At 44.8% G+C, this 22,245-nt stretch carries 24 protein-coding genes and 1 pseudogene; 24 read left to right on the top strand and 1 reads right to left on the bottom strand.

Annotation, left to right across the window (positions count from 1 at the left end; genetic code table 11):
* The coding region (locus V7137_RS00900; protein ID WP_335696329.1) for a methyltransferase domain-containing protein at positions 1 to 488 on the top strand (488 nt) is incomplete at its 5' end.
* A gap of 125 nt (positions 489 to 613) precedes the next feature.
* Here V7137_RS00900 and V7137_RS00905 read toward each other — a convergent pair.
* Positions 614 to 1,021 carry a hypothetical protein gene (locus tag V7137_RS00905; RefSeq protein ID WP_335696330.1) on the bottom strand — a complete coding sequence of 136 codons (408 nt, stop codon included), beginning with the start codon at positions 1,019 to 1,021 and terminating at the stop codon, positions 614 to 616.
* A gap of 324 nt (positions 1,022 to 1,345) precedes the next feature.
* Here V7137_RS00905 and spoIIR point away from each other — a divergent pair, with 324 nt between their 5' ends.
* The 23 genes and pseudogenes from spoIIR to V7137_RS01020 all read left to right on the top strand — a co-directional run.
* Positions 1,346 to 2,263 carry a stage II sporulation protein R gene (gene spoIIR, locus V7137_RS00910; protein ID WP_335696331.1) on the top strand — a complete coding sequence of 306 codons (918 nt, stop codon included), beginning with the start codon at positions 1,346 to 1,348 and terminating at the stop codon, positions 2,261 to 2,263.
* 130 nt (positions 2,264 to 2,393) lie between these two features.
* Positions 2,394 to 2,840: a GNAT family N-acetyltransferase gene (locus V7137_RS00915; protein ID WP_335696332.1), complete on the top strand. Its 447-nt coding sequence runs from the start codon at positions 2,394 to 2,396 to the stop codon at positions 2,838 to 2,840.
* A gap of 184 nt (positions 2,841 to 3,024) precedes the next feature.
* Positions 3,025 to 4,068, top strand: a complete 1,044-nt coding sequence (locus V7137_RS00920) for an L-threonylcarbamoyladenylate synthase (RefSeq protein WP_335696333.1) — start codon at positions 3,025 to 3,027, stop codon at positions 4,066 to 4,068.
* A 198-nt stretch (positions 4,069 to 4,266) separates the two neighbouring features.
* The gene (locus V7137_RS00925; protein ID WP_335696334.1) at positions 4,267 to 4,824 is read left to right on the top strand and encodes a manganese efflux pump MntP; all 558 of its coding nucleotides are present in this window, start codon (positions 4,267 to 4,269) and stop codon (positions 4,822 to 4,824) included.
* A 250-nt stretch (positions 4,825 to 5,074) separates the two neighbouring features.
* Positions 5,075 to 5,512, top strand: coding sequence for a low molecular weight protein arginine phosphatase (locus V7137_RS00930; RefSeq protein WP_335696335.1), 438 nt, complete (start codon positions 5,075 to 5,077; stop codon positions 5,510 to 5,512).
* A 173-nt stretch (positions 5,513 to 5,685) separates the two neighbouring features.
* Positions 5,686 to 6,132, top strand: coding sequence for a ribose 5-phosphate isomerase B (gene rpiB / locus V7137_RS00935; RefSeq protein ID WP_335696336.1), 447 nt, complete (start codon positions 5,686 to 5,688; stop codon positions 6,130 to 6,132).
* A 45-nt stretch (positions 6,133 to 6,177) separates the two neighbouring features.
* Entirely contained in the window at positions 6,178 to 6,744 is a 567-nt protein-coding gene (locus V7137_RS00940) for a TIGR01440 family protein (protein ID WP_335696337.1), read from the top strand.
* A gap of 281 nt (positions 6,745 to 7,025) precedes the next feature.
* On the top strand, positions 7,026 to 8,267 hold the full coding sequence (gene glyA, locus V7137_RS00945; RefSeq protein ID WP_335696338.1) for a serine hydroxymethyltransferase: 1,242 nt from the start codon (positions 7,026 to 7,028) through the stop codon (positions 8,265 to 8,267).
* Positions 8,268 to 8,418: 151 nt separating this feature from the next.
* Positions 8,419 to 9,048 carry a uracil phosphoribosyltransferase gene (gene upp, locus V7137_RS00950; protein WP_335696339.1) on the top strand — a complete coding sequence of 210 codons (630 nt, stop codon included), beginning with the start codon at positions 8,419 to 8,421 and terminating at the stop codon, positions 9,046 to 9,048.
* Positions 9,049 to 9,549: 501 nt separating this feature from the next.
* A complete protein-coding gene (locus V7137_RS00955) occupies positions 9,550 to 11,787 on the top strand; it encodes a S8 family serine peptidase (protein WP_335696340.1) in 2,238 nt (745 codons plus the stop codon).
* Between the two features lie 356 nt (positions 11,788 to 12,143).
* Positions 12,144 to 12,368 (top strand): AtpZ/AtpI family protein, encoded by a 225-nt coding sequence (locus V7137_RS00960; protein WP_218347032.1) that lies wholly within the window; start codon positions 12,144 to 12,146, stop codon positions 12,366 to 12,368.
* A gap of 2 nt (positions 12,369 to 12,370) precedes the next feature.
* A complete protein-coding gene (locus V7137_RS00965; RefSeq protein WP_218347033.1) occupies positions 12,371 to 12,745 on the top strand; it encodes an ATP synthase subunit I in 375 nt (124 codons plus the stop codon).
* 22 nt (positions 12,746 to 12,767) lie between these two features.
* A complete protein-coding gene (gene atpB, locus V7137_RS00970; protein WP_335696341.1) occupies positions 12,768 to 13,481 on the top strand; it encodes a F0F1 ATP synthase subunit A in 714 nt (237 codons plus the stop codon).
* A gap of 74 nt (positions 13,482 to 13,555) precedes the next feature.
* Complete coding sequence (gene atpE, locus V7137_RS00975) at positions 13,556 to 13,780, top strand: F0F1 ATP synthase subunit C (RefSeq protein WP_088090203.1); 225 nt, start codon at positions 13,556 to 13,558, stop codon at positions 13,778 to 13,780.
* 98 nt (positions 13,781 to 13,878) lie between these two features.
* Entirely contained in the window at positions 13,879 to 14,409 is a 531-nt protein-coding gene (gene atpF, locus V7137_RS00980; protein ID WP_335696342.1) for a F0F1 ATP synthase subunit B, read from the top strand.
* Positions 14,406 to 14,942 carry a F0F1 ATP synthase subunit delta gene (locus tag V7137_RS00985; RefSeq protein ID WP_335696343.1) on the top strand — a complete coding sequence of 179 codons (537 nt, stop codon included), beginning with the start codon at positions 14,406 to 14,408 and terminating at the stop codon, positions 14,940 to 14,942. Before atpF ends, V7137_RS00985 begins: the two co-directional genes overlap by 4 nt.
* Before the next feature lie 25 nt (positions 14,943 to 14,967).
* Complete coding sequence (gene atpA / locus V7137_RS00990) at positions 14,968 to 16,476, top strand: F0F1 ATP synthase subunit alpha (protein ID WP_335696344.1); 1,509 nt, start codon at positions 14,968 to 14,970, stop codon at positions 16,474 to 16,476.
* Between the two features lie 106 nt (positions 16,477 to 16,582).
* Complete coding sequence (gene atpG / locus V7137_RS00995) at positions 16,583 to 17,440, top strand: ATP synthase F1 subunit gamma (protein WP_335696345.1); 858 nt, start codon at positions 16,583 to 16,585, stop codon at positions 17,438 to 17,440.
* Between the two features lie 183 nt (positions 17,441 to 17,623).
* Positions 17,624 to 19,045 carry a F0F1 ATP synthase subunit beta gene (gene atpD / locus V7137_RS01000; protein WP_335696346.1) on the top strand — a complete coding sequence of 474 codons (1,422 nt, stop codon included), beginning with the start codon at positions 17,624 to 17,626 and terminating at the stop codon, positions 19,043 to 19,045.
* Between the two features lie 21 nt (positions 19,046 to 19,066).
* Positions 19,067 to 19,471 (top strand): F0F1 ATP synthase subunit epsilon, encoded by a 405-nt coding sequence (locus V7137_RS01005; protein WP_335696347.1) that lies wholly within the window; start codon positions 19,067 to 19,069, stop codon positions 19,469 to 19,471.
* 1,203 nt (positions 19,472 to 20,674) lie between these two features.
* Positions 20,675 to 21,049: an NADH-quinone oxidoreductase subunit A gene (locus V7137_RS01010; RefSeq protein WP_218347041.1), complete on the top strand. Its 375-nt coding sequence runs from the start codon at positions 20,675 to 20,677 to the stop codon at positions 21,047 to 21,049.
* Complete coding sequence (locus tag V7137_RS01015) at positions 21,040 to 21,552, top strand: NuoB/complex I 20 kDa subunit family protein (protein WP_088090195.1); 513 nt, start codon at positions 21,040 to 21,042, stop codon at positions 21,550 to 21,552. The genes V7137_RS01010 and V7137_RS01015 overlap by 10 nt, the downstream gene beginning before the upstream one ends.
* Positions 21,553 to 21,555: 3 nt before the next feature.
* Positions 21,556 to 22,245, top strand: a pseudogene (locus tag V7137_RS01020) (NADH-quinone oxidoreductase subunit C); the annotation flags it as partial.

A 22,245-nucleotide genomic window follows, 5' to 3' on the forward strand; every position in this document is an offset into this window, starting at 1 on the left:
AAATGGTGTCAGGCACCAATAGTCCTATGAGGCCAGTGTTAATGGTGTCAGGCACTGATATAGCGGAGGCGTCGTTGGCTGTGGCGCGGGAGAATGCGGAACGGCTTGGGGCGGAGGTGGAGTTCCTGCAGGGGGATTTGCTGGGGCCGTTTATGGAGAGCGGGGCCCGGTTTGATGTGATTCTTTCCAATCCGCCTTATATTCCGCTTGAGGATATCTCGACGATGTCGGAGGTTGTGACGGAACATGAACCGCACCGGGCGTTGTTTGCAGGCGCGGACGGTTTGGATTTTTACCGCCGCTTTATGGTTGAGCTGCCACGTGTGCTAGAGAAGCGCGCGCTGGTTGGGTTCGAGATTGGGGCAGGTCAGGGCGAAGCGGTAGCGGAGCTTTTCCGAGAGGCGTTTGCAAATGCCAAGGTGGAGATTGTTAATGATATTAATGGCAGGGACCGGATGGTGTTTGCGGAGATTGGTTTCGGGGCTTAAATTCTGGTCTAAGCTCTGGCTATAAGCTTTGGCTTATGCCTGGGTTGCCGAACGAATAAAAAACGTGGAAGTGTTAAAGAATATCAATAGAAACGCTCAGAGGCTGATTGGCTCTGAGCGTTTTTTTATGCTTCAATTAGATAAGAAGACAACTCTTTTATTTTGGCGTTATTACGTGAACTGGCGAAGGTGTATACGTTACAGAACGAATATTTCTGCTTATTTTCCATTAGCAAGGTGCCGTTAACGGACCCATGATAGCCATACGTGATGATGGTGCTGATCTCAAGTTCGGTTACTTGATTATTCTGGTTTTGTTTCAGGACTGCGAGGACCTTGTCTTTGCCTTGGATCTGGTGTTGACCGATGATATTCCAGTGAAAATCGTCAGTGATGCTGTCAGCTAAATATGTGAGATCGTTCTGGACAAAGGCGATGTTAAATTCTTTAAGATGGGCTTTTTTGGGGGCGTTTCCGCAATCGTCCACACAAATAACGTTTAAATCTACTTTTTTGGAATTGGGCTGATTCATTTTTTGTGCTCCATTTTCATGAGATTAATTATAAAAATAGGGTCTGTTAAACTTGCCTGTTGATTTCCGCTCTAGACGCTTCGCTTTCCGCGGGCGGTCCGGGGAGCCTCCCGCAGGAGCCTCCCGCAGGAGTCTTCGNNAAATCAACAATAAGCTTTAACCTAGCCTAAAAAAAGCCTGTTCTCTTATTTTACCATATAATTCGATTGTTCCCTTTTATATGGAAGGGCATTCACCGCAAATCTTTGAAAAATATCAAATTTTAATAGTTTAAGATTCTGGCATTTTGTCCAAAATGAAGATATCGAAGGGACGGTGCTCGAATTGAAAAGTAAACTTGTGGTTTGGGGATATCTAATCGTTTTATCATTAGGGACGATGTTGAGTTTATATATGCCGAAGACGGAAGCAGCAGCGAAGGAATCGATTGTGATTCCAGGGGAAGCGATTCGGCTCCGGATTCTTGCGAATAGTGATTTTGAAAAGGATCAAGCGATTAAGCGGAAAGTGCGTGATGCGGTTAATGCACAGATTACACTGTGGGTACAGGATTTAACGTCAATGGAAAAAGCAAGAACCGTCATCAATTCAAAGCTTCCTGAAATTCAAGCGATTTCGGAAAGAGTTGTCCGTGAGCAAGGGTCAACACAATCGGTGAAGGTCGAATTTGGCAAGGTTCAGTTTCCAACGAAATTATATGGTCAATATTTATATCCGGCCGGAGAGTATCAAGCCATCTTGATTACATTAGGTTCAGGTGAAGGTGCGAACTGGTGGTGTGTGCTTTATCCACCATTATGCTTTCTTGATTTTTCAAATGGTGTTGCTGTGAGTGATGGATTTGAAGAGAAGAAGGCGAAGGCGAAAACGGTGAGTACGGAAAAGCAGAAGGACAAGGTTGAAAAGGTTAAAAAGGAAACGGGCCTGGCGGATGATGGAGTAAAAGAGGTAAAGGTTGAGGATAAGTCTGAGGATAAAGCGGCTGTAGAAACCGCACAAGAAGAAGTTGCAGTGAAGCATGAAACTGTGAAGGCGAAGAAAGAAGCAGAGAAGAAAGAAGTAGAGAAGAAGACGGAAAGGCTGAGTGAAAAAGAAGGCCCTGTGTTCAATGAGTTAGAAATAGAAGAGGAAGTGCCGGTGACAGTGGCTCAAAACGAGGCGCCTGTGTATACTGCCGAAGATGAGAAGCCGGTAGAAGTGAAGTTTTTCGTGGTAGAAATGTGGGAAAAGATGTTTAACTAGACCAGATCCAAGCATGGAGCTGGTTTTTTCGTTTTAAGAATAAATTTTACTAGATTTCCGATTCTAGCGGTTCTATTTTTTCTAGCTCATCCATATTCATAGAGTAGAATCTTAAAAAGAGGTGGATGGGATGCAGGCATTGATTCGCAGGGCTAAAAAAGAAGATTTGGGCAATTTACGAGAGTTTTTAACGAGAGCGAAACTGGGAACGGATGGATTAACCGATGAGACGATTGACTATTTTTTACTGCTAGAGAATGAGGACGGGATCTTAAAGGGCTCGCTTGGGATGGAGGCGTTCACGGAGTTCGGCCTATTGCGCTCACTTGTGGTCACACCTGGACAAGCTGAGAAGGAAATCTTCGTTCTATTTGATCAAATGGTGCAATTAGCGAAAGAAAAAGGGATGAAAGGTTTGTTTTTGGCAACAAATAAGAGCGTAGCCTTACCGTTTTTTGAATTAATGGGCTTTCAGAGAGTCGAGCGGGAAGAATTACCTAGCGAATTTTATCACTCAGAGCATATTCGACACGTTTTAAATGTGGATAACTCGTTATTTTTGAAATTTTCATTATAATTGTGGATATATCCACAAAGTTATCCACTTTTTTAAGGAAGTTGTGCACAATTTGTGGATAACACTTGTATTTATGCCCACCTTCTTTTATACTTTCAAACGTATTGAGTGAAAAATATGAGTCTAGGTGACTAAATTCGCCAAATTTCGCTAGTAGACTCGTTTGAGATAAAGGTGGATAACGATGAATACGAAAGTCTGGAAAGTGGATAAGTATGTGGATAAACTTGAAAATAATCCACAAGTTGTGGATGCAGCGAATTTTTTGCGGGATAACGAAGTGGTCGCATTGCCGACGGAGACGGTGTATGGCCTTGGCGGGAATGCGAAAAGCGATGTGGCAGTGAAGAAGATTTTTGCGGCGAAGGGACGGCCGAGTGATAATCCACTGATTATCCACATTGCAGAAAAAAGTCAGCTGAGCACGTTTGTGGATGAAATTCCTGAGAAGGCGGAACAGTTAATCGAGGCTTTTTGGCCGGGACCGCTGACGATTATTTTTAAAAAGAAGGAAGGCGTTCTTTCTGAAACTGCGACGGCAGGCTTGGCGACGGTTGCTGTGAGGATGCCGGATCACCCTGTTGCACTGGCGCTGTTGATAAGCTGTGGGTTGCCAATCGCTGCCCCGAGTGCGAACAGCTCGGGCAAACCGAGTCCAACAAATGCCGACCATGTTTTGGACGACTTAAATGGGAAAATTGCTGGTGTGATTGACGGTGGGCCGACAGGAATTGGGGTCGAATCAACGGTGATCGATTGCACGGAGGCAATTCCTGTTATCTTACGGCCAGGCGGGGTAACGAAAGAGCAGCTTGTGTCGGTTGTGGGCGAAGTTCAGGTCGATGCTGCGTTAACCGATGAGGGGGCACGGCCGAAAGCACCGGGCATGAAATACCGCCATTACGCTCCCAATGCACCGCTTTATATGGTGTCAGGCACCACAAAATTCCTCCAGCACTTGGTGGACGAAAAGCGGCAGGAGGCATTGAGGGTCGGGGTACTGACGACGGAAGAGAATGCCGAACTGTTCAAGGCGGATGTGGTGCTCACGTGCGGGAAACGGGCGGAGCTGGAGACGGTAGCTGCTGCGCTTTATGATACATTACGAAAATTTAATCTCGAACAAGTTGATGTGATTTATAGTGAGATCTTTCCGAACACGGGTGTCGGAAATGCCATCATGAACCGCCTTCAAAAGGCGGCGGGAAATAAACTGATTACAGAATAACCACCAGACTTCTCCTTTTTAAAAGGGGGCTGGTGGTTTTTTTTGTTTGTTTTTTGGGTGTCAGGCACCATGTGCAGCTCCCCAAAATGGTAACAACCTTTGGAATTGGGTGGGTGGATTCCAGTTCTCCAACATGACTTCTAAAATAGTTTGGACGTGCATATGCTAGGGTAGTTAGTCCAAGGAGGCGGAGTCCGAATGTCTGAAATGATTAGCGAATTAGTAACTTTGATGTTAATGGCGTTTGCACTAGGGATGGATGCATTTTCGGTCGGACTTGGCATGGGAATGTACAAACTTCGGCTTAAGAAAATTTTTAATATCGGGATCACGATCGGCTTATTCCATGTGTGGATGCCGCTTTTGGGTTTAATCACTGGGAAATTTTTATCAGAGAAGTTTGGTACGTTTGCGACATTTATCGGTGGTTTTCTGCTGATTTTACTAGGTGTGCAAATGATTTGGTCTACCCTTAAAAAAGGGGACGAGAAGGTCATTTCCCCAGTTGGCTTTGGCCTGGTGCTTTTTGCTTTGAGCGTAAGCCTAGATAGTTTTTCGGTTGGACTGACCTTAGGTATTTACGGAGCGAAAACGATTATGGTGATCATCTGTTTTGGCATCATGGCAACCGTGCTAACATGGTTTGGACTATTGCTGGGCCGAAAGATGCAGGGCTGGATGGGGTCTTATAGTGAAGCGCTGGGCGGCGCGATTCTCCTTGCCTTCGGATTAAAGCTCCTCGCCCCATTCTTGTAATGGAGAAATCCGCGGCATACCTATGGTAAAATAAAGGCAGCTAGTTATTACATAGGCTCTTTTCGTAAAATTTGTTGCTTTTGGAGCTTTATTAGGGCCATTTACTAAGTTTCTAGGCAATTTTCGCAAAGGTTCTTACGAAAAGATGCCACGAAGAATCTAGTTATACGGGTTGATGAATTGATACGAAAAATAACAATCTATGCGATAATAGCCTTACATAAGAACTTGCAAGGAGGAGGTACACACATTGCAGCGCATTTTGTTTGTATGCACAGGAAATACATGCAGGAGTCCGATGGCCGAAGCGATTTTGAAAAATAAACAGCTGGATAGGGTCGAAGTGAGGTCGGCGGGCATCTATGCAGCGACCGGCAGTGAGGCATCCGCATATGCGAAAAAGGTTCTCGATGACAATGGGATCGCCCATAATCACCGATCCAGCTTGTTAACCCGTGACGAAGTCGCATGGGCGGACCTCATCCTCACGATGACGTCCTCACACAAGATGGCGATTCTTCAACAATACCCGGATATGGGTGATAAGGTGTTTACCCTAAAGGAATATAGTGGGGAAGGCTTCCATTCCGATGTGGTCGATCCATACGGCGGATCCTTGTCCATGTATGAACAAACTTTCCAGGAACTAAATGCATTAATTGACAAAGCGATTGGAAAACTAAAGTAATAGTTAATGGAATGCTCTCTTTCTTCTGAAAGGGAGCTTATATTTTGGGTTTCATTCTTTATATTTTGGTAATGGTATGTCAAAATAAATCAGGAGAGCGGATGCACCCGATCGTCGTTGGATGGGTGCTGGGGCCAAACCGTATAAAAAAATGAATAACAGGAGGGTTTATCATGAAAGTAGCATTAGCATCAGACCATGGCGGGGTTAATCTTCGCAAAGAAATTGCCAGCCTGCTTGAAGAGCTTGGGATTGAATATCAAGATTTTGGATGTGAGTGTGAAACATCTGTCGATTATCCAGATTATGCACTGCCTGTCGCAGAAAAAGTAGCGAAGGGCGAGTTTGACCGCGGCATTCTGATTTGCGGTACGGGCATCGGTATGAGCATTGCGGCCAACAAAGTAAAAGGGATTCGCTGTGCCTTGGTCCATGATACATTTAGTGCCAAAGCAACGCGCGCCCATAATGATTCCAATATGTTAGCAATGGGTGAACGAGTCATTGGTCCTGGTCTTGCCCGTGATATTGCCCAAATCTGGCTGACAGGTGAATTTGAAGGCGGCCGCCATGCAGGCCGAGTTGGAAAGATCGGTGAATACGAGGATAAGCACCTTTAATTCTACAATGGTGGAACGGGAAATCTGTTGGGGAGGGTAAGGCTTGTGATTCAAGAGTGTGAAAAAGAGCTGGAAGCAATTTTAACAGAATTTAAAGAACAAGCAGCCTTTAAAAAGGGGCAGCTGCTCGTGGTCGGCTGCAGCACCAGTGAGGTGATTGGAGAGAGAATCGGAACCTCCGGGACCGTTGAAGTGGCAGAAATGATTTTTCGCTGCTTGAAAAAGTTTCAAAGTGAAACGGGAATGGAGCTGGCGTTTCAATGCTGCGAACATTTAAACCGGGCCTTGGTCGTAGAACGCGCCGTTGCTGAGACAAGGCATTTTGAAGAAGTGTCAGTTGTCCCGGTCCGAAAAGCCGGCGGGGCGATGGCAACCTATGCGTTTCAAGCGCTCGACGATGCGGTGGTGGTGGAGTTCATCAAGGCAGATGCCGGAATCGACATCGGCAATACCTTGATTGGAATGCATCTAAAACCTGTCGCTGTCCCCGTCCGCGTCACGCAAAAAAGCATTGGACAGGCACACGTCACGCTGGCGAAAGTACGACCAAAGCTGATCGGCGGTGCAAGAGCCGTATACGAGCGGAATCAGGAAAACTCGAGTTGCTCTTAAACAACCTGGGTGTCAGGCACCATTATTAAAGTTTTATTTAAGTTGGTAAATTATGATGAAGTAAATGAAGTCTCACCAAAACACGAACGTTATTGTGATTAAAAACATTTTCATTCGGAAAATAAAGTTTAAATATATGGAAACACTCGATTCGAGTAAAAAAAATAATTAAAATACGAAAAATGTTTCCCTTTTAATTTGAGGGTGTTTCATGCTAAAATAAAAAAGAATTTTCGAAATTGTTAATAGTAGTCACTTACATATAAGGGGGATTTTTTGTCATGAAGCATTTGCCGCAAGCGGATGAACAAGTTTTTCAAGCGATTCAAAAAGAATTAGGTCGTCAGCGTTCTAAGATTGAATTAATTGCCTCAGAAAACTTTGTTAGCGAAGCAGTCATGGAAGCACAAGGCTCTGTGTTAACGAACAAATATGCAGAAGGCTATCCTGGCCGACGCTATTATGGCGGCTGTGAATATGTCGATGTGGTCGAAGACTTAGCCCGCAACCGTGCGAAGGAAATTTTCGGTGCGGAATATGTGAACGTGCAGCCACACTCAGGTGCACAGGCTAACATGGCGGTTTACTTCACAGTTCTTGAGCAAGGCGACACCGTACTAGGGATGAACTTATCCCACGGCGGCCACTTAACACACGGCAGCCCGGTTAACTTCAGTGGAGTCCAATATAACTTTGTGGAATATGGTGTGGACGAAACCACTCACCGCATCAATTATGATGATGTCCGTGCCAAAGCGCTTGAACACAAGCCGAAGATGATTGTTGCTGGTGCGAGTGCTTACCCGCGCGCCATCGATTTTGCAAAGTTCCGTGAGATTGCCGATGAAGTCGGTGCGTACTTAATGGTGGATATGGCGCACATCGCTGGCCTTGTTGCCGCAGGATTGCACCAAAATCCAGTTCCATACGCAGATTTCGTAACCACGACAACACATAAAACATTGCGCGGCCCACGTGGCGGGATGATCCTTTGCAAAGAGGAATTTGGCAAGAAAATCGATAAATCGATCTTCCCTGGTATTCAAGGCGGTCCACTGATGCATGTCATCGCCGCAAAAGCGGTTGCTTTTGGCGAAGCCCTGCAGGACAGCTTTAAAGATTATGCCGGTCAAATTATTACCAATGCCAAGCGTTTAGCTGACAGTCTCCAACAAGAAGGCTTGAAGTTGGTTTCAGGCGGTACCGACAACCACTTGTTATTGTTGGATGTGCAGTCCCTTGGCCTGACAGGCAAGGTTGCAGAAAAAGTCCTTGATGAAATTGGAATCACAGTGAACAAAAATACGATTCCATTTGATCCGCAAAGTCCATTCGTGACAAGCGGAATCCGCATCGGAACAGCGGCTGTTACAAGCCGCGGCTTTGGTGAAGCGGATATGGACGAGATTGCATCCATTATTGCGTTTACCTTGAAAAACCATGAAGATGTTGCGAAGCTTGAGGAAGCGCAAAAACGCGTCGATGCTTTAACAAGCAAATTCACCCTTTATCCAGAATATTAAACAGCGAAGAAATCGGCCTAACTAGTGATAGTGGGCCGGTTTTTTTTGAAAAATCTAACTAGTTGAAAAGGCTGTTTTCTATTTGCTCATTGAATTATTTTTCTGTAAAATGAGACGGAGTGTTTGTAATAATAAAAAAGGGGCGATGATTGTGGCCAAGGTATTCGTGTTCGACCACCCATTAATTCAACATAAACTAACGTACATACGTGATAAAAACACTGGAACAAAGGAATTCCGCGAGCTTGTCGATGAAGTTGCCACACTAATGGCATTTGAAATCACAAGAGATCTGTCGCTTGAGGATATTGATATCGAAACACCTGTATGCCCAGCGAAATCAAAGGTATTATCCGGTAAGAAAATCGGTGTCGTGCCAATTTTGCGGGCAGGAATCGGAATGGTTGACGGTATTTTAAAATTAATCCCAGCGGCGAAGGTGGGCCATATCGGTCTATACCGCGACCCTGAAACCTTACTGCCGGTCGAATATTATATTAAGCTGCCAAGTGATGTGGAAGAGCGCGAATTCATCGTGGTTGATCCAATGCTGGCAACAGGCGGTTCAGCAGTTGAAGCAATTCGCTCCCTGAAGAAGCGCGGCGCGAAACATATTAAATTTATGTGTCTAATTGCAGCACCAGAGGGCGTGGAAGCTGTTAAGGAAGCCCACCCAGATGTGGATATCTACATCGCGGCATTAGATGAGAAATTAAATGACCACGGCTACATCGTTCCAGGACTAGGGGATGCTGGGGACCGGTTGTTTGGTACGAAATAGGAAAAAGGTCGAGATATCTCGGCTTTTTTTTGTTTGGTTTTTATGAAAAGAGGTAATTGGATTTTTAGGGGTTTTCGGAACCTGAAAATAGAATCGGAGGTGAAACCTGATTCGAAAAAAGAACCTTGTTTTTGGAGGAAAATGTCTATTTTACAGATTAACTCCACTTTTGTTGCGGGGAATCAACTGCGTTCGCTCAACCTCCCGTCTTCAGGATCCAAACGAGGGACAATCTACCCCCTTCCGAAAAACCAGCTACTGTGCCCACTCAATGAAAGGGAGATTAACGAATACACAGTTCCCACGAGATAATTAGTGGATAAACGAAAAAATAAAATCAATGCATCCACGGTTCCCACGAGATAATATGAATCAACGCATCCCAAGCATCACACCAAATGTATAGTGAAAAACAAACAAAAGGTACGGATATACCTAAAAGACACCATGCATACTTTCCCCCCTCAATGAAAACGATATGAAAAAAGGGGAAATCCGCTGATGAAACTTCTACTTGCCTTACTGCTAACTTTCCAAACTCCCAAAATACTCATTCATCCTTCCATCACCACACACACCCATGAAATAACGGCGATTATCATCCTGGACAAACCGCACACTGATCGAGAAATCCAGGAGCTCATTAAACCATATAAAGACGTGAAACTGCGCCGTATTTTCCACGAAGCACTTAATGGTTTTTCCGTTAAGGGCAGTGCCAAAACACTTGCCAAACTCGGAAGCAGCCAGAAACAAATCATCAACGTTTCGCCGGTCATCACCTACCAGGCTGAAACCGAGGAGAGTGTTGAAATGATTGGCGGGGAGGAAGTCCGCAGTCTTTTTGATCGAAAAAATCAACGGCTGACGGGGAAAGGGATCAAGGTCGGGGTCATTGATACCGGCGTTGACTATACCCATCCTGACCTGGAGCGCAACTATGCAGGCGGCCGCGATCTTGTTGACAACGACCGCGATCCGATGGAAACGCTCGCCCTCGGTAAGGCGACCATCCACGGGACCCATGTCGCTGGCATTATTGCGGCCAATGGAAAAATAAAAGGCGTTGCCCCGGAGGCGAAGATTGTTGCCTACCGGGCCCTTGGGCCGGGCGGAGGCGGGACAACCGAGCAGGTCCTTGCGGCGATTGATCAGGCTATCAGGGATAAGGTTGACATCGTCAATCTCTCGCTTGGAAATGATATCAACGGACCTGACATGCCAATCAGCCTTGCCCTTAACCGTGCCGTCGACCGCGGGATCGTCGCGGTGGCAGCCTCCGGTAATTCGGGACCAGGTGTTTGGAGCGTCGGTTCACCAGGGACAGCCTCCAAAGCGATTTCGGTCGGGGCCTCCACACCAACCCTTGAGACACCTTATTTATTAATAGAAAGAAGTCGGGAACAATTTCAAATTGAGCCGATGGAAGGTTCGGCCTCGTGGGCGCTTGACCGCTCAGCGGACATGGCCGATGGCGGCATTGGCAGACCGGACGAATTGAAACATGTCGATGGGAAGATTGCCCTTATCAAACGAGGCATCCTAACGTTTTCAGAGAAAGCGGAGAATGCTCAAAAGGCGGGGGCAAAAGCGGTGCTGATTTACAATAATGTGAGCGGCGGCCGCTTCATGGGAAACCTGGATACTCAGCTGACCATCCCAGTCGGAGCACTCGCGAAGGGTGACGGAGTTATTTTACAAAGAGAAATAAACAAACAAAGTGCATCGGCAAGAGTCTTGGTCAGCGAAGAGCGGGACCAGCTCGCCGACTTCAGCTCGCGCGGCCCTGTGACTGGAACGTGGGAGATTAAGCCGGATATTGTCGCACCTGGTGTAGCGATCAATTCGACGATACCGGGCGGCTATTTGTCACTGCAGGGGACGAGCATGGCCGCACCGCATGTTGCCGGGGCCTGTGCGCTAATCAAGCAGGCCCATCCGGACTGGACGCCGGAGCAAATCAAGGCGGCCTTAATGAATACGGCAAAACCGCTCGCCAAGTCACCTACGGCAGGCCGTACCGCATCCATACACGGCCAGACTGAGCGCCCTCCCGTCTACTACCGCACCTTTGAGCAGGGGGCCGGCCGCATCCAAGTGGATGAAGCAATCAAGGCGACCACACTCGTTTCGCCGAGCAGTATCCGGTTTGGGAAATTTACCGAGCAGAGCGACATTCATAAAGCCTATCTTCATGTTGAAAATACGAGTTCACGTACCCAGCGTTATACGTTCAATATCCCGCCGCAAGTAGATGGACTAAAATGGCGGCTGCCGCTCTGGTTTACGCTAAAACCAAAGCAGACGAAAGACATTACTGTCGAGTTAACGGTTGACCCACAGGTGTTTAAAGGGAAAATTCATGACGGCTACCTAAAACTTGAGGCCGGCGCGGCAACGATCCGGATTCCTTATCTGTATGTTTTGGAGGAGCCAAACTACCCGCGCGTGATGGGCTTTGATTTTACGAATGGAGACAAATTAGGGCAGTACCGCTATGAGGTCTATTTGCCGGGCGGGGCCGAGGAGTTTGGAATTGCCTTATTTAACCCGGAGGATTACCGATTTGTCGGCTTTTTAGATACAATCACCAATGTGAAAAAAGGACTGATTCGCCGAGATATCCCAGAAGAACAGATTCCGCAGGACGGCACCTATTTAATAAAGGTTTTTGCAAAAAAAGCAAATCAGGAGGATTTTATCGAACGGATGATCACGATCGAAAAAACACAAGAATAACACAATCCCACAAAAATATGACCTTTCATTATACACCATAATGACGGGTCATAAAATTATACTTATAGTCCAAAATAAAATGTTCACAAAATAGACACAAATTGACCAAAATTCATTCACAATTTCCACTACAATAAGAGTGTTAAGTAAGAAAGTGAATTGGGAAAAAATTGAGGAAATACTTTGTGGTATAATTCACGTAAACACATTGACATTGACAGGACGCTATTGTATGCTTACAAAGGGTATAAATGATAGGGTTTTCATGCAAATAAATCTATCTAAAGATAGCATTTTGTCTATGAATTTTTAAGTTTGCCCGCTAGGCATTCTCTTTAGAGTGAGGATGTGTTTAAATGCGTCAAAACAACCGCAACCCATTACAAGCTATGGCTTTAATGTCCGCAATTGTCTCCCAATTAGTAGGTTCCATTCTAATAGGTATTTTCTCAGGCAGATGGCTGGATCGTCATTTGGGTACCGAACCAATTTTCTTAATAATCGGACTGCTCATCGGTCTTGCTGCGGGCACCTATTCCATGCTTCTTTCAATCCGCCATTTCTATTCAGGAGATAAATAACTATGCCAGATTTCAGAGTCATGTACAACAGGCAGCGCAAATGGATTTTTTACTTGTTGTCCATTTATGTTCTCGGCTGGGGGTTCACATCTTTTCAAACCGTGTTTTTAGGACTAATTCTTGGGACATGCTTCAGTTATCTGAACCTGTGGCTCTTGGTACGAAAGACGGAAAGTTTTGATAAAAAGGTAACAGAGGGCAAGAAACCTAAATCCTTAGGGTCGCTCTCACGGATGGCGATGGCTGGAATTGCTGCGTTAATCGCCTTAAAGTATCCAGAGCAATTCAACATGATTTCCTTAGTGATAGGATTAATGACATCCTATATTGTCATTATGATAGATTATTTTTACCATGCTTTGCATGTACATAAATGAAGCGGAAGCGAGGTGAGTTTACATGCATCATGAAGTTCCAGAGTTTGAATTTATGGGTCTTTGGTTTAATGGCGCCAATATGCTGATGATTACGGTTGCTAGTTTAATCGTTTTCTTAATAGCTGTCCTATCTACACGGAAGTTGGCAATGAAACCTACGGGGATGCAAAACTTCTTTGAATGGGTAATGGATTTTGTTAAAGGGATCATCAATAGCACGATGGATTGGAAAGATGGCGGGAGATTCCACATCCTTGGAATTACATTAATTATGTATGTTTTTGTATCCAATATGTTAGGTCTTCCATTTGCAATCGTGATTGATGAAAAGCTTTGGTGGAAATCACCAACGGCAGATCCAATCATCACATTAACACTAGCAGTCATGGTTTTAGGGTTATCCCATTATTATGGCGTCAAGCTAAAAGGTGTAAAAGGATATGGAGAAGGTTTCTTCGCTCCAATGAAATTCTTATTCCCTTTGAAAATCATTGAGGAATTTGCCAATACGCTGACTCTTGGTCTGCGTCTATATGGTAACATTTACGCGGGTGAGTTGCTATTATCACTATTAGCAACAGGTTTAGCGCATCAAGGCATTGCCGGCACCATCGCAGCGATTCCACTGACATTGGTATGGCAAGGGTTCTCTGTTTTCGTTGGTACCATCCAAGCTTATATTTTCACAATGTTAACAATGGTTTACTTGGCTCATAAAGTGAGTCACGACCATTAATAATATACCGTTCATAATTATGAACAAAATAAAAAAATAATTTATGTTTCATACATTTAAGGAGGAAAAAAGTAATGACAGGATCAATTGGTGTTTTAGCAGCAGCAATCGCAATCGGTTTAGCAGCAGTAGGTGCAGGTATTGGTAACGGTCTAATCGTAGGACGCACAGTAGAAGGTATCGCTCGTCAACCAGAACATCGTGGTTTACTACAAACAACAATGTTTATCGGGGTTGCGTTAGTTGAAGCATTACCGATTATCGGGGTAGTTATCGCGTTCATGGTATTAAACCGATAATATTAGGGAAATTCCAGTGGCGATGATCAACAAATCCTCGCCATTCATTTATGTGTTTTTTCTATCGTTAAGCAACTCTTGAAAGGAGTGAACCGAGGGTGTTAACAAACAGTTTTGTATTAGCGACTGCTGCAGAAGGCGGCGGCCACATTAATACTGGAGATATCTTCTTCCAGCTCATCGTATTCATTGTTTTGTTAGCCTTGCTCAAGAAGTTTGCATGGGGTCCATTAATGGGCATCATGAAACAACGTGAAGAGCATATTGGTAACGAAATTGGCGCGGCAGAAAACAGCCGTTTAGAAGCAGAAAAGATTTTACAAGAACAAAGAAATCTTTTAAAAGAAGCGCGAAATGATGCACAAAGCTTAATTGAAAGTGCGAAAAAGCAAGGCGATATTCAACGTGAAGAAATTATCGCAACGGCACGCACTGAAGCTGACCGCTTGAAAGAAGCAGCGAAGCTTGAAATTGAGCAGCAAAAAGAAAAAGCAGTTGCCGCGATTCGTGAACAAGTTGCGTCTCTGTCTGTATTGATTGCTTCTAAAGTAATTGAAAAAGAAATCACTGCAGCAGATCAAGACCAACTCATTAACGAATATATTAAAGAGGCAGGAGAAGAGCGATGAGCAACTCTATGGTAGCAAAGCGCTACGCGTTGGCTCTTCTAAAAATTGCGAAAGAGACTGACTCGCTCGGAGTTATTGAAGAAGAACTTCGTGTAGTAAAGGAAGTTGTACAATACAATCCTGAACTAAAAGCCATCTTAAATTCTTCTAAGCTTTCACTTGCAAAGAAAAAAGAGATTATTAAGACTGCTTTCTCATCAGTTAATGTAAATGTACTGAATACACTGTTGATCTTAATCGACCGCCACCGTGAAGACCAAATCATTGATTTGGCAAATGAATTTTTAGAGTTAGCAAACGAAGAGATGGGCATTGCTGAGGCTGAAGTTTACAGCACACGTGCTTTAACTGATGCAGAACGCGAAGCAATTTCGTCTGTTTTTGCTGCTAAAATTGGCAAAAAGTCACTAAAAATCGAAAATATCGTAGATTCCAACTTGCTTGGCGGCATCCGCCTCCGCATTGGAAATCGTATATATGACGGGTCATTAAGAGGTAAACTTGATCGTTTAGAACGCAAATTGTTAAGCTAGATTCGAAAGATTAGGGGTGAAACTCATGAGCATCAAAGCTGAAGAAATTAGTGCCCTGATAAAAAAGCAAATTGAAAACTATCAGGCGGAAATTCAAGTAACTGATGTCGGTACAGTTATCTCAATCGGTGACGGTATCGCACGTGTTCATGGCCTCGACAATGTCATGGCTGGAGAACTTGTTGAATTTTCAAACGGCGTTATGGGTATGGCACAAAACCTTGAAGCAAATAACGTTGGTATTATCATTCTTGGACCTTTCACTGAAATCAAGGAAGGTGACGAGGTTCGCCGTACAGGACGCATCATGGAGGTTCCTGTTGGTGAGGAACTAATCGGACGCGTTGTTAACTCTCTTGGACAACCAGTTGATGGTATGGGTCCAATCAATACAACAAAAACACGCCCAGTGGAAGCAGTTGCTCCAGGCGTTATGGCTCGTAAATCCGTTCATGAGCCATTACAAACAGGTATTAAAGCGATTGACGCCCTAGTGCCAATCGGACGTGGTCAACGTGAGTTAGTCATCGGTGACCGTCAAACAGGTAAAACATCTGTTGCGATCGATACCATCTTGAACCAAAAAGGTCAAAACATGATCTGTATCTATGTTGCGATCGGTCAAAAGGAATCGACAGTTCGTAACGCCGTTGAAACACTACGTAAATACGGCGCATTAGAATACTCAATCGTTGTAACAGCTTCTGCATCACAACCTGCTCCATTGCTTTACTTAGCTCCATATGCGGGCGTTTCAATGGCTGAAGAGTTTATGTATGCTGGCAAACACGTTTTAATCGTATATGATGATCTTTCTAAACAGGCTGCTGCATACCGTGAGCTTTCCTTGCTGCTTCGTCGTCCTCCAGGTCGTGAAGCATATCCAGGGGATGTATTCTACTTACACAGCCGCTTACTAGAGCGTGCAGCGAAAATTAACGATACACTTGGTGCTGGTTCCATCACTGCGCTTCCGTTCATTGAAACGCAAGCGGGCGACGTTTCAGCGTATATCCCAACAAACGTTATTTCGATCACTGATGGACAAATTTTCTTACAATCTGACTTATTCTTCTCCGGTGTACGTCCGGCGATCAACGCTGGTCTTTCCGTATCACGTGTAGGTGGATCTGCACAAATCAAGGCAATGAAGAAGGTATCTGGTACCTTACGTCTTGACCTTGCTTCTTACCGTGAATTAGAAGCATTTGCTCAGTTTGGATCAGACTTAGATAAAGCAACGCAAGCGAAACTTAATCGTGGTGCTCGTACAGTTGAAGTTCTGAAACAAGACCTTCACAAGCCACTTTCAGTTGAAAAGCAAGTTGCAATCCTTTACGCATTAACACGCGGCTTCCTTGATGATATTCCATTAGAGGATGTACGTCGTTTTGAATCAGAATACCTTAATTGGTTAGACCACAACCGCAAAGAGTTGTTAGACCATATTACAAAAACGAAGGATCTTCCTTCTGATGACGATATGGCTTCTGCAATCAACGCCTTCAAAAAGACGTTTGCAGTTTCCGAATAATAGGGTCTGACATTTAGAACGGTGTCGGTGTCAGGCACTGTGTGAAAAATTCACATGGTGCCGCGCGCCACACCAGACATTCTTTGAAAAAGGGTGGTGAGAACCTATGGCTTCATTACGTGAGATAAAAACTCGTATTAATTCAACGAAAAAGACGAGTCAAATAACGAAAGCAATGGAAATGACCTCTGCTGCGAAGTGGAATCGTGCCGTCGTGAATGCAAAAGCATTCGTTCCTTATATGGAGAAAATCCAGGAAGTGACAGCTTCGATTGCAATTGGCTCAGGCGGAGTAAATCATCCTATGCTGACATCTCGACCTGTTAAGAAAACCGGTTATATTGTAATGACTTCTGACAGCGGACTTGCTGGTGCATTTAACAGCAACGTGCTCCGTCGTGTAAGTCAAACAATCAAAGACCGTCATAAATCAAATGATGAATTCGCGATCATCGCTATCGGACGTGTAGCACGTGACTTTTTTGTCAAGCGCGGCATGAATGTAGTGCTTGAATCAATTGGGATTCCAGCACAGCCGAACTTTGCTGACATTCAAGGCATTACCCGTGCAACCGTTGGAATGTTCGCCGATGGCACATTTGATGAACTATATGTCTATTACAGCCATTACGTGAGTGCCATTTCACAGGAAGTTGAAGAGAAGAAGCTCCTTCCACTAACGGATTTAACCGCTTCTAACAAGCTCATTTCCTATGAATTTGAGCCATCTGCAGAAGAAATTTTAGAAGTTCTCCTGCCTCAATATGCTGAGAGCTTGATTTTCGGCGCTCTACTAGACAGCAAAGCGAGCGAGCACGCTGCTCGGATGACTGCAATGAGAAATGCAACCGATAATGCGAAAGAACTAATTAATCACTATACGTTAGTCTTCAACCGTGCCCGTCAAGCGTCGATTACCCAAGAAATCACGGAAATCGTCGGCGGTGCGGCAGCGCTTGAATAAAACTATTTTTTAAAAATGAACCCTGTTTAGGGTCCTTGATAAGTTTTGGTTGAGGGAATGATTTTGTCGTTCCCGACTCCATTTAAATCGGATACTTATAAGGTGAGTTTTATAGGTTCTTTTTTCAAAAAGAGGCTTTTAGCTAATCAAAAGATCCGAAAGAGTAAGTTAGGAGGGAAAACGATGAGCAAAGGACGCGTTCTTCAGATTATGGGTCCGGTAGTTGACGTTAAGTTCGAAAGCGGTCATCTGCCTGCGATTTATAATGCGTTGAAAATTTCAAGTAAAGCGAGTAATGCTTCCGAAGTTGAGATCAACATTACCCTTGAAGTAGCTCTTCATTTAGGTGATGATACGGTTCGTACGATTGCGATGTCAACGACTGATGGTTTAACTCGTGGAATAGAAGTTGAAGATACTGGTGCACCAATTTCTGTACCAGTTGGTGATGTTACTCTTGGTCGTGTATTTAACGTATTGGGAGAAACGATTGACCTTGATGCTGCAATTCCAGCAACTGAGCGCCGTGATTCGATTCACCGTGAAGCACCAACATTTGAAAATCTTTCTACACAAGTAGAAATTCTTGAAACTGGTATTAAAGTAGTAGACTTACTTGCTCCTTATATTAAGGGTGGTAAGATCGGTCTATTCGGTGGTGCCGGTGTAGGTAAAACGGTATTAATCCAAGAATTGATCAACAACATCGCACAAGAGCACGGTGGTATTTCCGTATTCGCCGGTGTTGGTGAGCGTACACGTGAAGGTAATGACCTTTATCATGAGATGACAGATTCAGGCGTTATCAAGAAAACAGCGATGGTATTTGGACAAATGAACGAGCCGCCTGGCGCACGTATGCGTGTTGCTTTAACTGGTTTGACTATGTCTGAGTATTTCCGTGATGAGCAAGGACAAGACGTGTTGTTCTTCATGGATAACATTTTCCGTTTCACGCAAGCAGGTTCTGAGGTTTCCGCGCTACTTGGCCGTATGCCATCTGCGGTAGGTTACCAGCCAACGCTTGCAACTGAGATGGGTAAATTACAAGAGCGTATTACATCTACAAACTTAGGATCAGTTACATCGATCCAAGCGATTTATGTACCAGCCGATGACTATACGGATCCGGCTCCGGCTACAACATTCGCTCACTTAGATGCAACAACAAACCTTGAGCGTAAGCTTTCTGAGATGGGTATTTACCCAGCGGTGGATCCTCTTGCTTCAACATCTCGTGCATTGTCACCTGATATTGTTGGTGAGGAGCACTACAATGTAGCCCGCCAAGTACAATCAACTTTACAACGTTATAAAGAGTTACAAGATATTATCGCGATCCTTGGTATGGACGAATTAAGTGATGATGATAAGTTAACGGTACAACGTGCGCGTCGTATCCAAGTGTTCTTATCTCAAAACTTCCACGTTGCTGAGCAGTTTACTGGCCAGCCAGGTTCTTATGTACCTGTTAAGGAAACGGTTCGTGGTTTCAAAGACATTCTTGAAGGTAAGTACGACCACCTTCCAGAAGATGCGTTCCGTCTTGTTGGACGCATTGAAGACGTGCTTGAGAATGCAAAACGCATGGGCGTTGAGGTCTAAACTGAGCCTGGAGGGTAAAAAATGAAGACGATTAAAGTCAGTATTGTTACTCCCGATGGCCCGGTGTATGAATCAGATGTAGAAATGGTAAGTACCAAGGCAACAAGTGGTGACCTAGGGATTTCTCCAGGTCACATGCCGTTGGTTGCCCCGCTGGAAATTACGTCTGTTCGTCTTAAAAAAGGCGGTAAAACGGATTATGTCGCGGTTAGTGGTGGATTTTTAGAGGTCCGTCCTGATCAAGTGACGATTTTAGCTCAATCAGCGGAACTTGCTTCTGAAATTGATGTGGAACGTGCTATAAAAGCGAAGGAACGTGCAGAACAACGTATGAAGGATCATCACGCCGAGCATACCGATTTCAGACGTGCTGAGCTGGCCCTGCAACGTGCCATCAATCGCCTCGCCGTATCGGAAAGAAGATAGTATTTATATTAAAACCCCTTTGGTGGCAAGTAATTGCTGTTGGAGGGTTTTTTTTTGTTGGTGGGGTGTTGGTTGGGAAAAATAGTTGTGGAAGATACTTGGCCAGTCTTTCGACTGGCTATTTGTTTTGGCTTGAGGGTGTATTGGGGAGTGGGCAGTATTATGAGGATAGTGGATGATAAGTTAGTGAGCTAATGAGAAGGGACATTGAAAAAGGTACTACTTTAATACAAATATAGAAAAACAATTATCTAGCCAGTCTTTCGACTGGCTTTTTGTGTGGGTTTTAGGGTGTATTGGAGGAGTGGACAGTAAACTTTGAGAATCGGAGTAAGTTTTAATTTAAGAGGATAAGTGGGCCGATTTAATAGGAGTGAGGGAATTAATGTTGGCTATTAGGTAATAATGTGGAAGGTTGTTTTATTTAAATAGGTAATTTTTGAGGTTTTGGGCTTACTTGATTGCTTTTCTGGTAGGTTTGCTTTTGGTTGCAGGCCTTCGGCCTTTATTTTGAATTTTTAAGTTGGTGGTAGGACTTGTTTCTGGAATTTTGCATGATTTTTAGGTGATTGAATATGATTGTAGAGGGACATGTTGACTAATGCATGATTGTTTTTATTGGGTGGTTTGGTAATTTACTTTTTTAGAAGAATATAGTTAGGGGAAGATTAGGTGAAGGTTTTATGACAAATCTCACTGACATTGTTCACAATTTGATGTTAAATAGGGGTTGTTGTCGAATTTATTAGGTGTTGAATGGTTGGTTCTTGCGAATCTTGGCTAGGCACGTCATCTTCCGCTAACGCTCCAGATCACGTGTGCTAAAATCCTCTCACTGAATTAAGTTTGTCAGGTTCGCTTTTGCGTCATCTCTGATGAAATTCAAGGATGCTTTTCTGCGAGATCACGCAAACGCTCAAGGGGGGGACCGGTGTCGACTACCGAGTGCGGTGTAATTTGGAATTCTATCGCCATGTGCTACCGCACATTGCGCTTCCGCTTCGCTGCAGCTTGCAAAAATTACCCATTTTTAGTCTCTTCTGAGAGCGAGCTCTCAAGAGCCTAAAAATGGGGAATTTTTGCGGCGATAGAATTCCAATTTTTATGAATTTGGTTTGTCGACACGGGTTTGTAACAATGCTATAATGAATTCGGTTACAATATTCATTAGTATGAAAATTTACAACATTGGAGGGGATGGACATGGAACTTCTAAATGTATATCAGAATAATTATCTGATTGTTTTTGCGTTTCTATGTCTTGGAGTGCTGCTGCCTGTGGTGGCGTTATATTTAGGTAAGCTTCTCCGTCCGGATAAACCGAGTGCTGCGAAGTATACCACATATGAGAGCGGTATTGAGCCATTTCACGATTCCCGTGTGCAGTTCAATGTCCGCTATTATATTTTTGCCCTAATGTTTGTTATTTTTGATGTAGAAACCGTGTTTTTATATCCGTGGGCAGTGGCCTATGATAAATTAGGGATTTTTGCACTGATCGAGATGTTGATTTTCGTTATTATGTTATTAATTGGTCTTGTGTATGCCTGGAAAAAGAAGGTGCTACGATGGAATTAAAACTTGATGGCATTTCACAACAAGAAATGGCCGAGTTACAGCGAAATGTATTTATGACTACGCTAGAGCAAATTAAAGCTTGGGCCCGAAGCAGTTCGATCTACCCAGTGACATTTGGTCTGGCTTGTTGTGCGATTGAAATGATGGGTGTTGGCGGAGCGAATTATGATTTGGACCGTTCGGGTTCCTTTTTCCGGACGTCACCGCGCCAGTCGGATTGTATGATTGTGTCTGGAACTGTGACAAAGAAGATGGCACCAATTTTACGAAGATTATATGACCAAATGCCTGAGCCGAAATGGGTCATTGCGATGGGTTCTTGTGCGACAGCAGGTGGGCCGTATGTGAAGTCTTATTCCGTCGTTAAGGGAGTCGACCAAATCGTTCCTGTCGATGTGTACATACCTGGATGTCCCCCAAACCCAGCGGCTTTAATTTATGGAATCAATAAATTAAAGGAAAAGATTCGCTATGAAGCGAAGACTGGGAAGAAGGTGATCTAACCAATGAGTGGGGAAAAAGATCTTGAGCAGTTAAAGAAGGAAGCGGTAGCGAAGGCGAAGGCGGCGGCGGCTGCGAAACGAGCGGCAAAGGCCGCAGGGGAAGCTGCACCGGCATCGAAGCAAGAAGAAACACCAGTGGAGCCTGTTAATGCTGAAACGCCAGCCCCAGCACCTGCAAATGACGCAGATGATCTCGCGAAGAGAAAGGCCGAGGCGGTAGCAAAGGCGAAGGCCGCGGCAGCAGCGAAACGGAAAGCGATGGAAGAAGCTGACGGTACAGCCCCAGCAGAAGAAACCGCACCAGTTGAGGCGACCGCACCAGCAGCGGTGGCGAATGCGAAAGCGGCAGCCGCAGCGAAACGAAAAGCGATGGAACTTGCAGGCGGTACGGCCCCAGCAGAAGAAACCACACCAGTTGAAGCGACCGCAGCGGATGACAGTGACGATCTCGCCAAGAAAAAAGCAGCAGCGGTGGCGAAAGCGAAAGCGGCGGCTGCGGCGAAGCGTAAGGCGATGGAACTCGCAGGCGGAGCCCAAGCAGACGACGCAGGCGAAGGCGATAGCGCTCCAGCCGGAGATGATGCTAAGGCGAAAGCGGCAGCAGCAGCCAAGGCAAAAGCAGCGGCGGCAGCGAAAGCAAAGGCAGCAGCAGCGGCGAAAGCCAAAGCGAACGGAGCCGGAGCAGACACAGAT

The organism is Neobacillus drentensis (assembly GCF_036962765.1).
In the GTDB taxonomy this organism is placed as follows: domain Bacteria; phylum Bacillota; class Bacilli; order Bacillales; family Cytobacillaceae; genus Neobacillus; species Neobacillus drentensis_C.

Excerpts from the sequence above, each read along its gene's own strand:
- atpD (WP_335696346.1), top strand. The coding sequence starts at position 17,624 with ATGAGCAAAGGACGCGTTCTTCAGATTATGGGTCCGGTAGTTGACGTT.
- V7137_RS01015 (WP_088090195.1), top strand. The coding sequence starts at position 21,040 with ATGGAATTAAAACTTGATGGCATTTCACAACAAGAAATGGCCGAGTTA.
- glyA (WP_335696338.1), top strand. The coding sequence starts at position 7,026 with ATGAAGCATTTGCCGCAAGCGGATGAACAAGTTTTTCAAGCGATTCAA.
- atpG (WP_335696345.1), top strand. The coding sequence starts at position 16,583 with ATGGCTTCATTACGTGAGATAAAAACTCGTATTAATTCAACGAAAAAG.
- V7137_RS00985 (WP_335696343.1), top strand. The coding sequence starts at position 14,406 with ATGAGCAACTCTATGGTAGCAAAGCGCTACGCGTTGGCTCTTCTAAAA.
- rpiB (WP_335696336.1), top strand. The coding sequence starts at position 5,686 with ATGAAAGTAGCATTAGCATCAGACCATGGCGGGGTTAATCTTCGCAAA.
- V7137_RS00925 (WP_335696334.1), top strand. The coding sequence starts at position 4,267 with ATGTCTGAAATGATTAGCGAATTAGTAACTTTGATGTTAATGGCGTTT.
- atpA (WP_335696344.1), top strand. The coding sequence starts at position 14,968 with ATGAGCATCAAAGCTGAAGAAATTAGTGCCCTGATAAAAAAGCAAATT.
- atpE (WP_088090203.1), top strand. The coding sequence starts at position 13,556 with ATGACAGGATCAATTGGTGTTTTAGCAGCAGCAATCGCAATCGGTTTA.
- atpB (WP_335696341.1), top strand. The coding sequence starts at position 12,768 with ATGCATCATGAAGTTCCAGAGTTTGAATTTATGGGTCTTTGGTTTAAT.
- V7137_RS00905 (WP_335696330.1), bottom strand. The coding sequence starts at position 1,021 with ATGAATCAGCCCAATTCCAAAAAAGTAGATTTAAACGTTATTTGTGTG.
- V7137_RS01005 (WP_335696347.1), top strand. The coding sequence starts at position 19,067 with ATGAAGACGATTAAAGTCAGTATTGTTACTCCCGATGGCCCGGTGTAT.
- V7137_RS00920 (WP_335696333.1), top strand. The coding sequence starts at position 3,025 with ATGAATACGAAAGTCTGGAAAGTGGATAAGTATGTGGATAAACTTGAA.
- V7137_RS00960 (WP_218347032.1), top strand. The coding sequence starts at position 12,144 with ATGCGTCAAAACAACCGCAACCCATTACAAGCTATGGCTTTAATGTCC.
- V7137_RS00915 (WP_335696332.1), top strand. The coding sequence starts at position 2,394 with ATGCAGGCATTGATTCGCAGGGCTAAAAAAGAAGATTTGGGCAATTTA.
- V7137_RS00955 (WP_335696340.1), top strand. The coding sequence starts at position 9,550 with ATGAAACTTCTACTTGCCTTACTGCTAACTTTCCAAACTCCCAAAATA.
- V7137_RS00965 (WP_218347033.1), top strand. The coding sequence starts at position 12,371 with ATGCCAGATTTCAGAGTCATGTACAACAGGCAGCGCAAATGGATTTTT.
- V7137_RS01010 (WP_218347041.1), top strand. The coding sequence starts at position 20,675 with ATGGAACTTCTAAATGTATATCAGAATAATTATCTGATTGTTTTTGCG.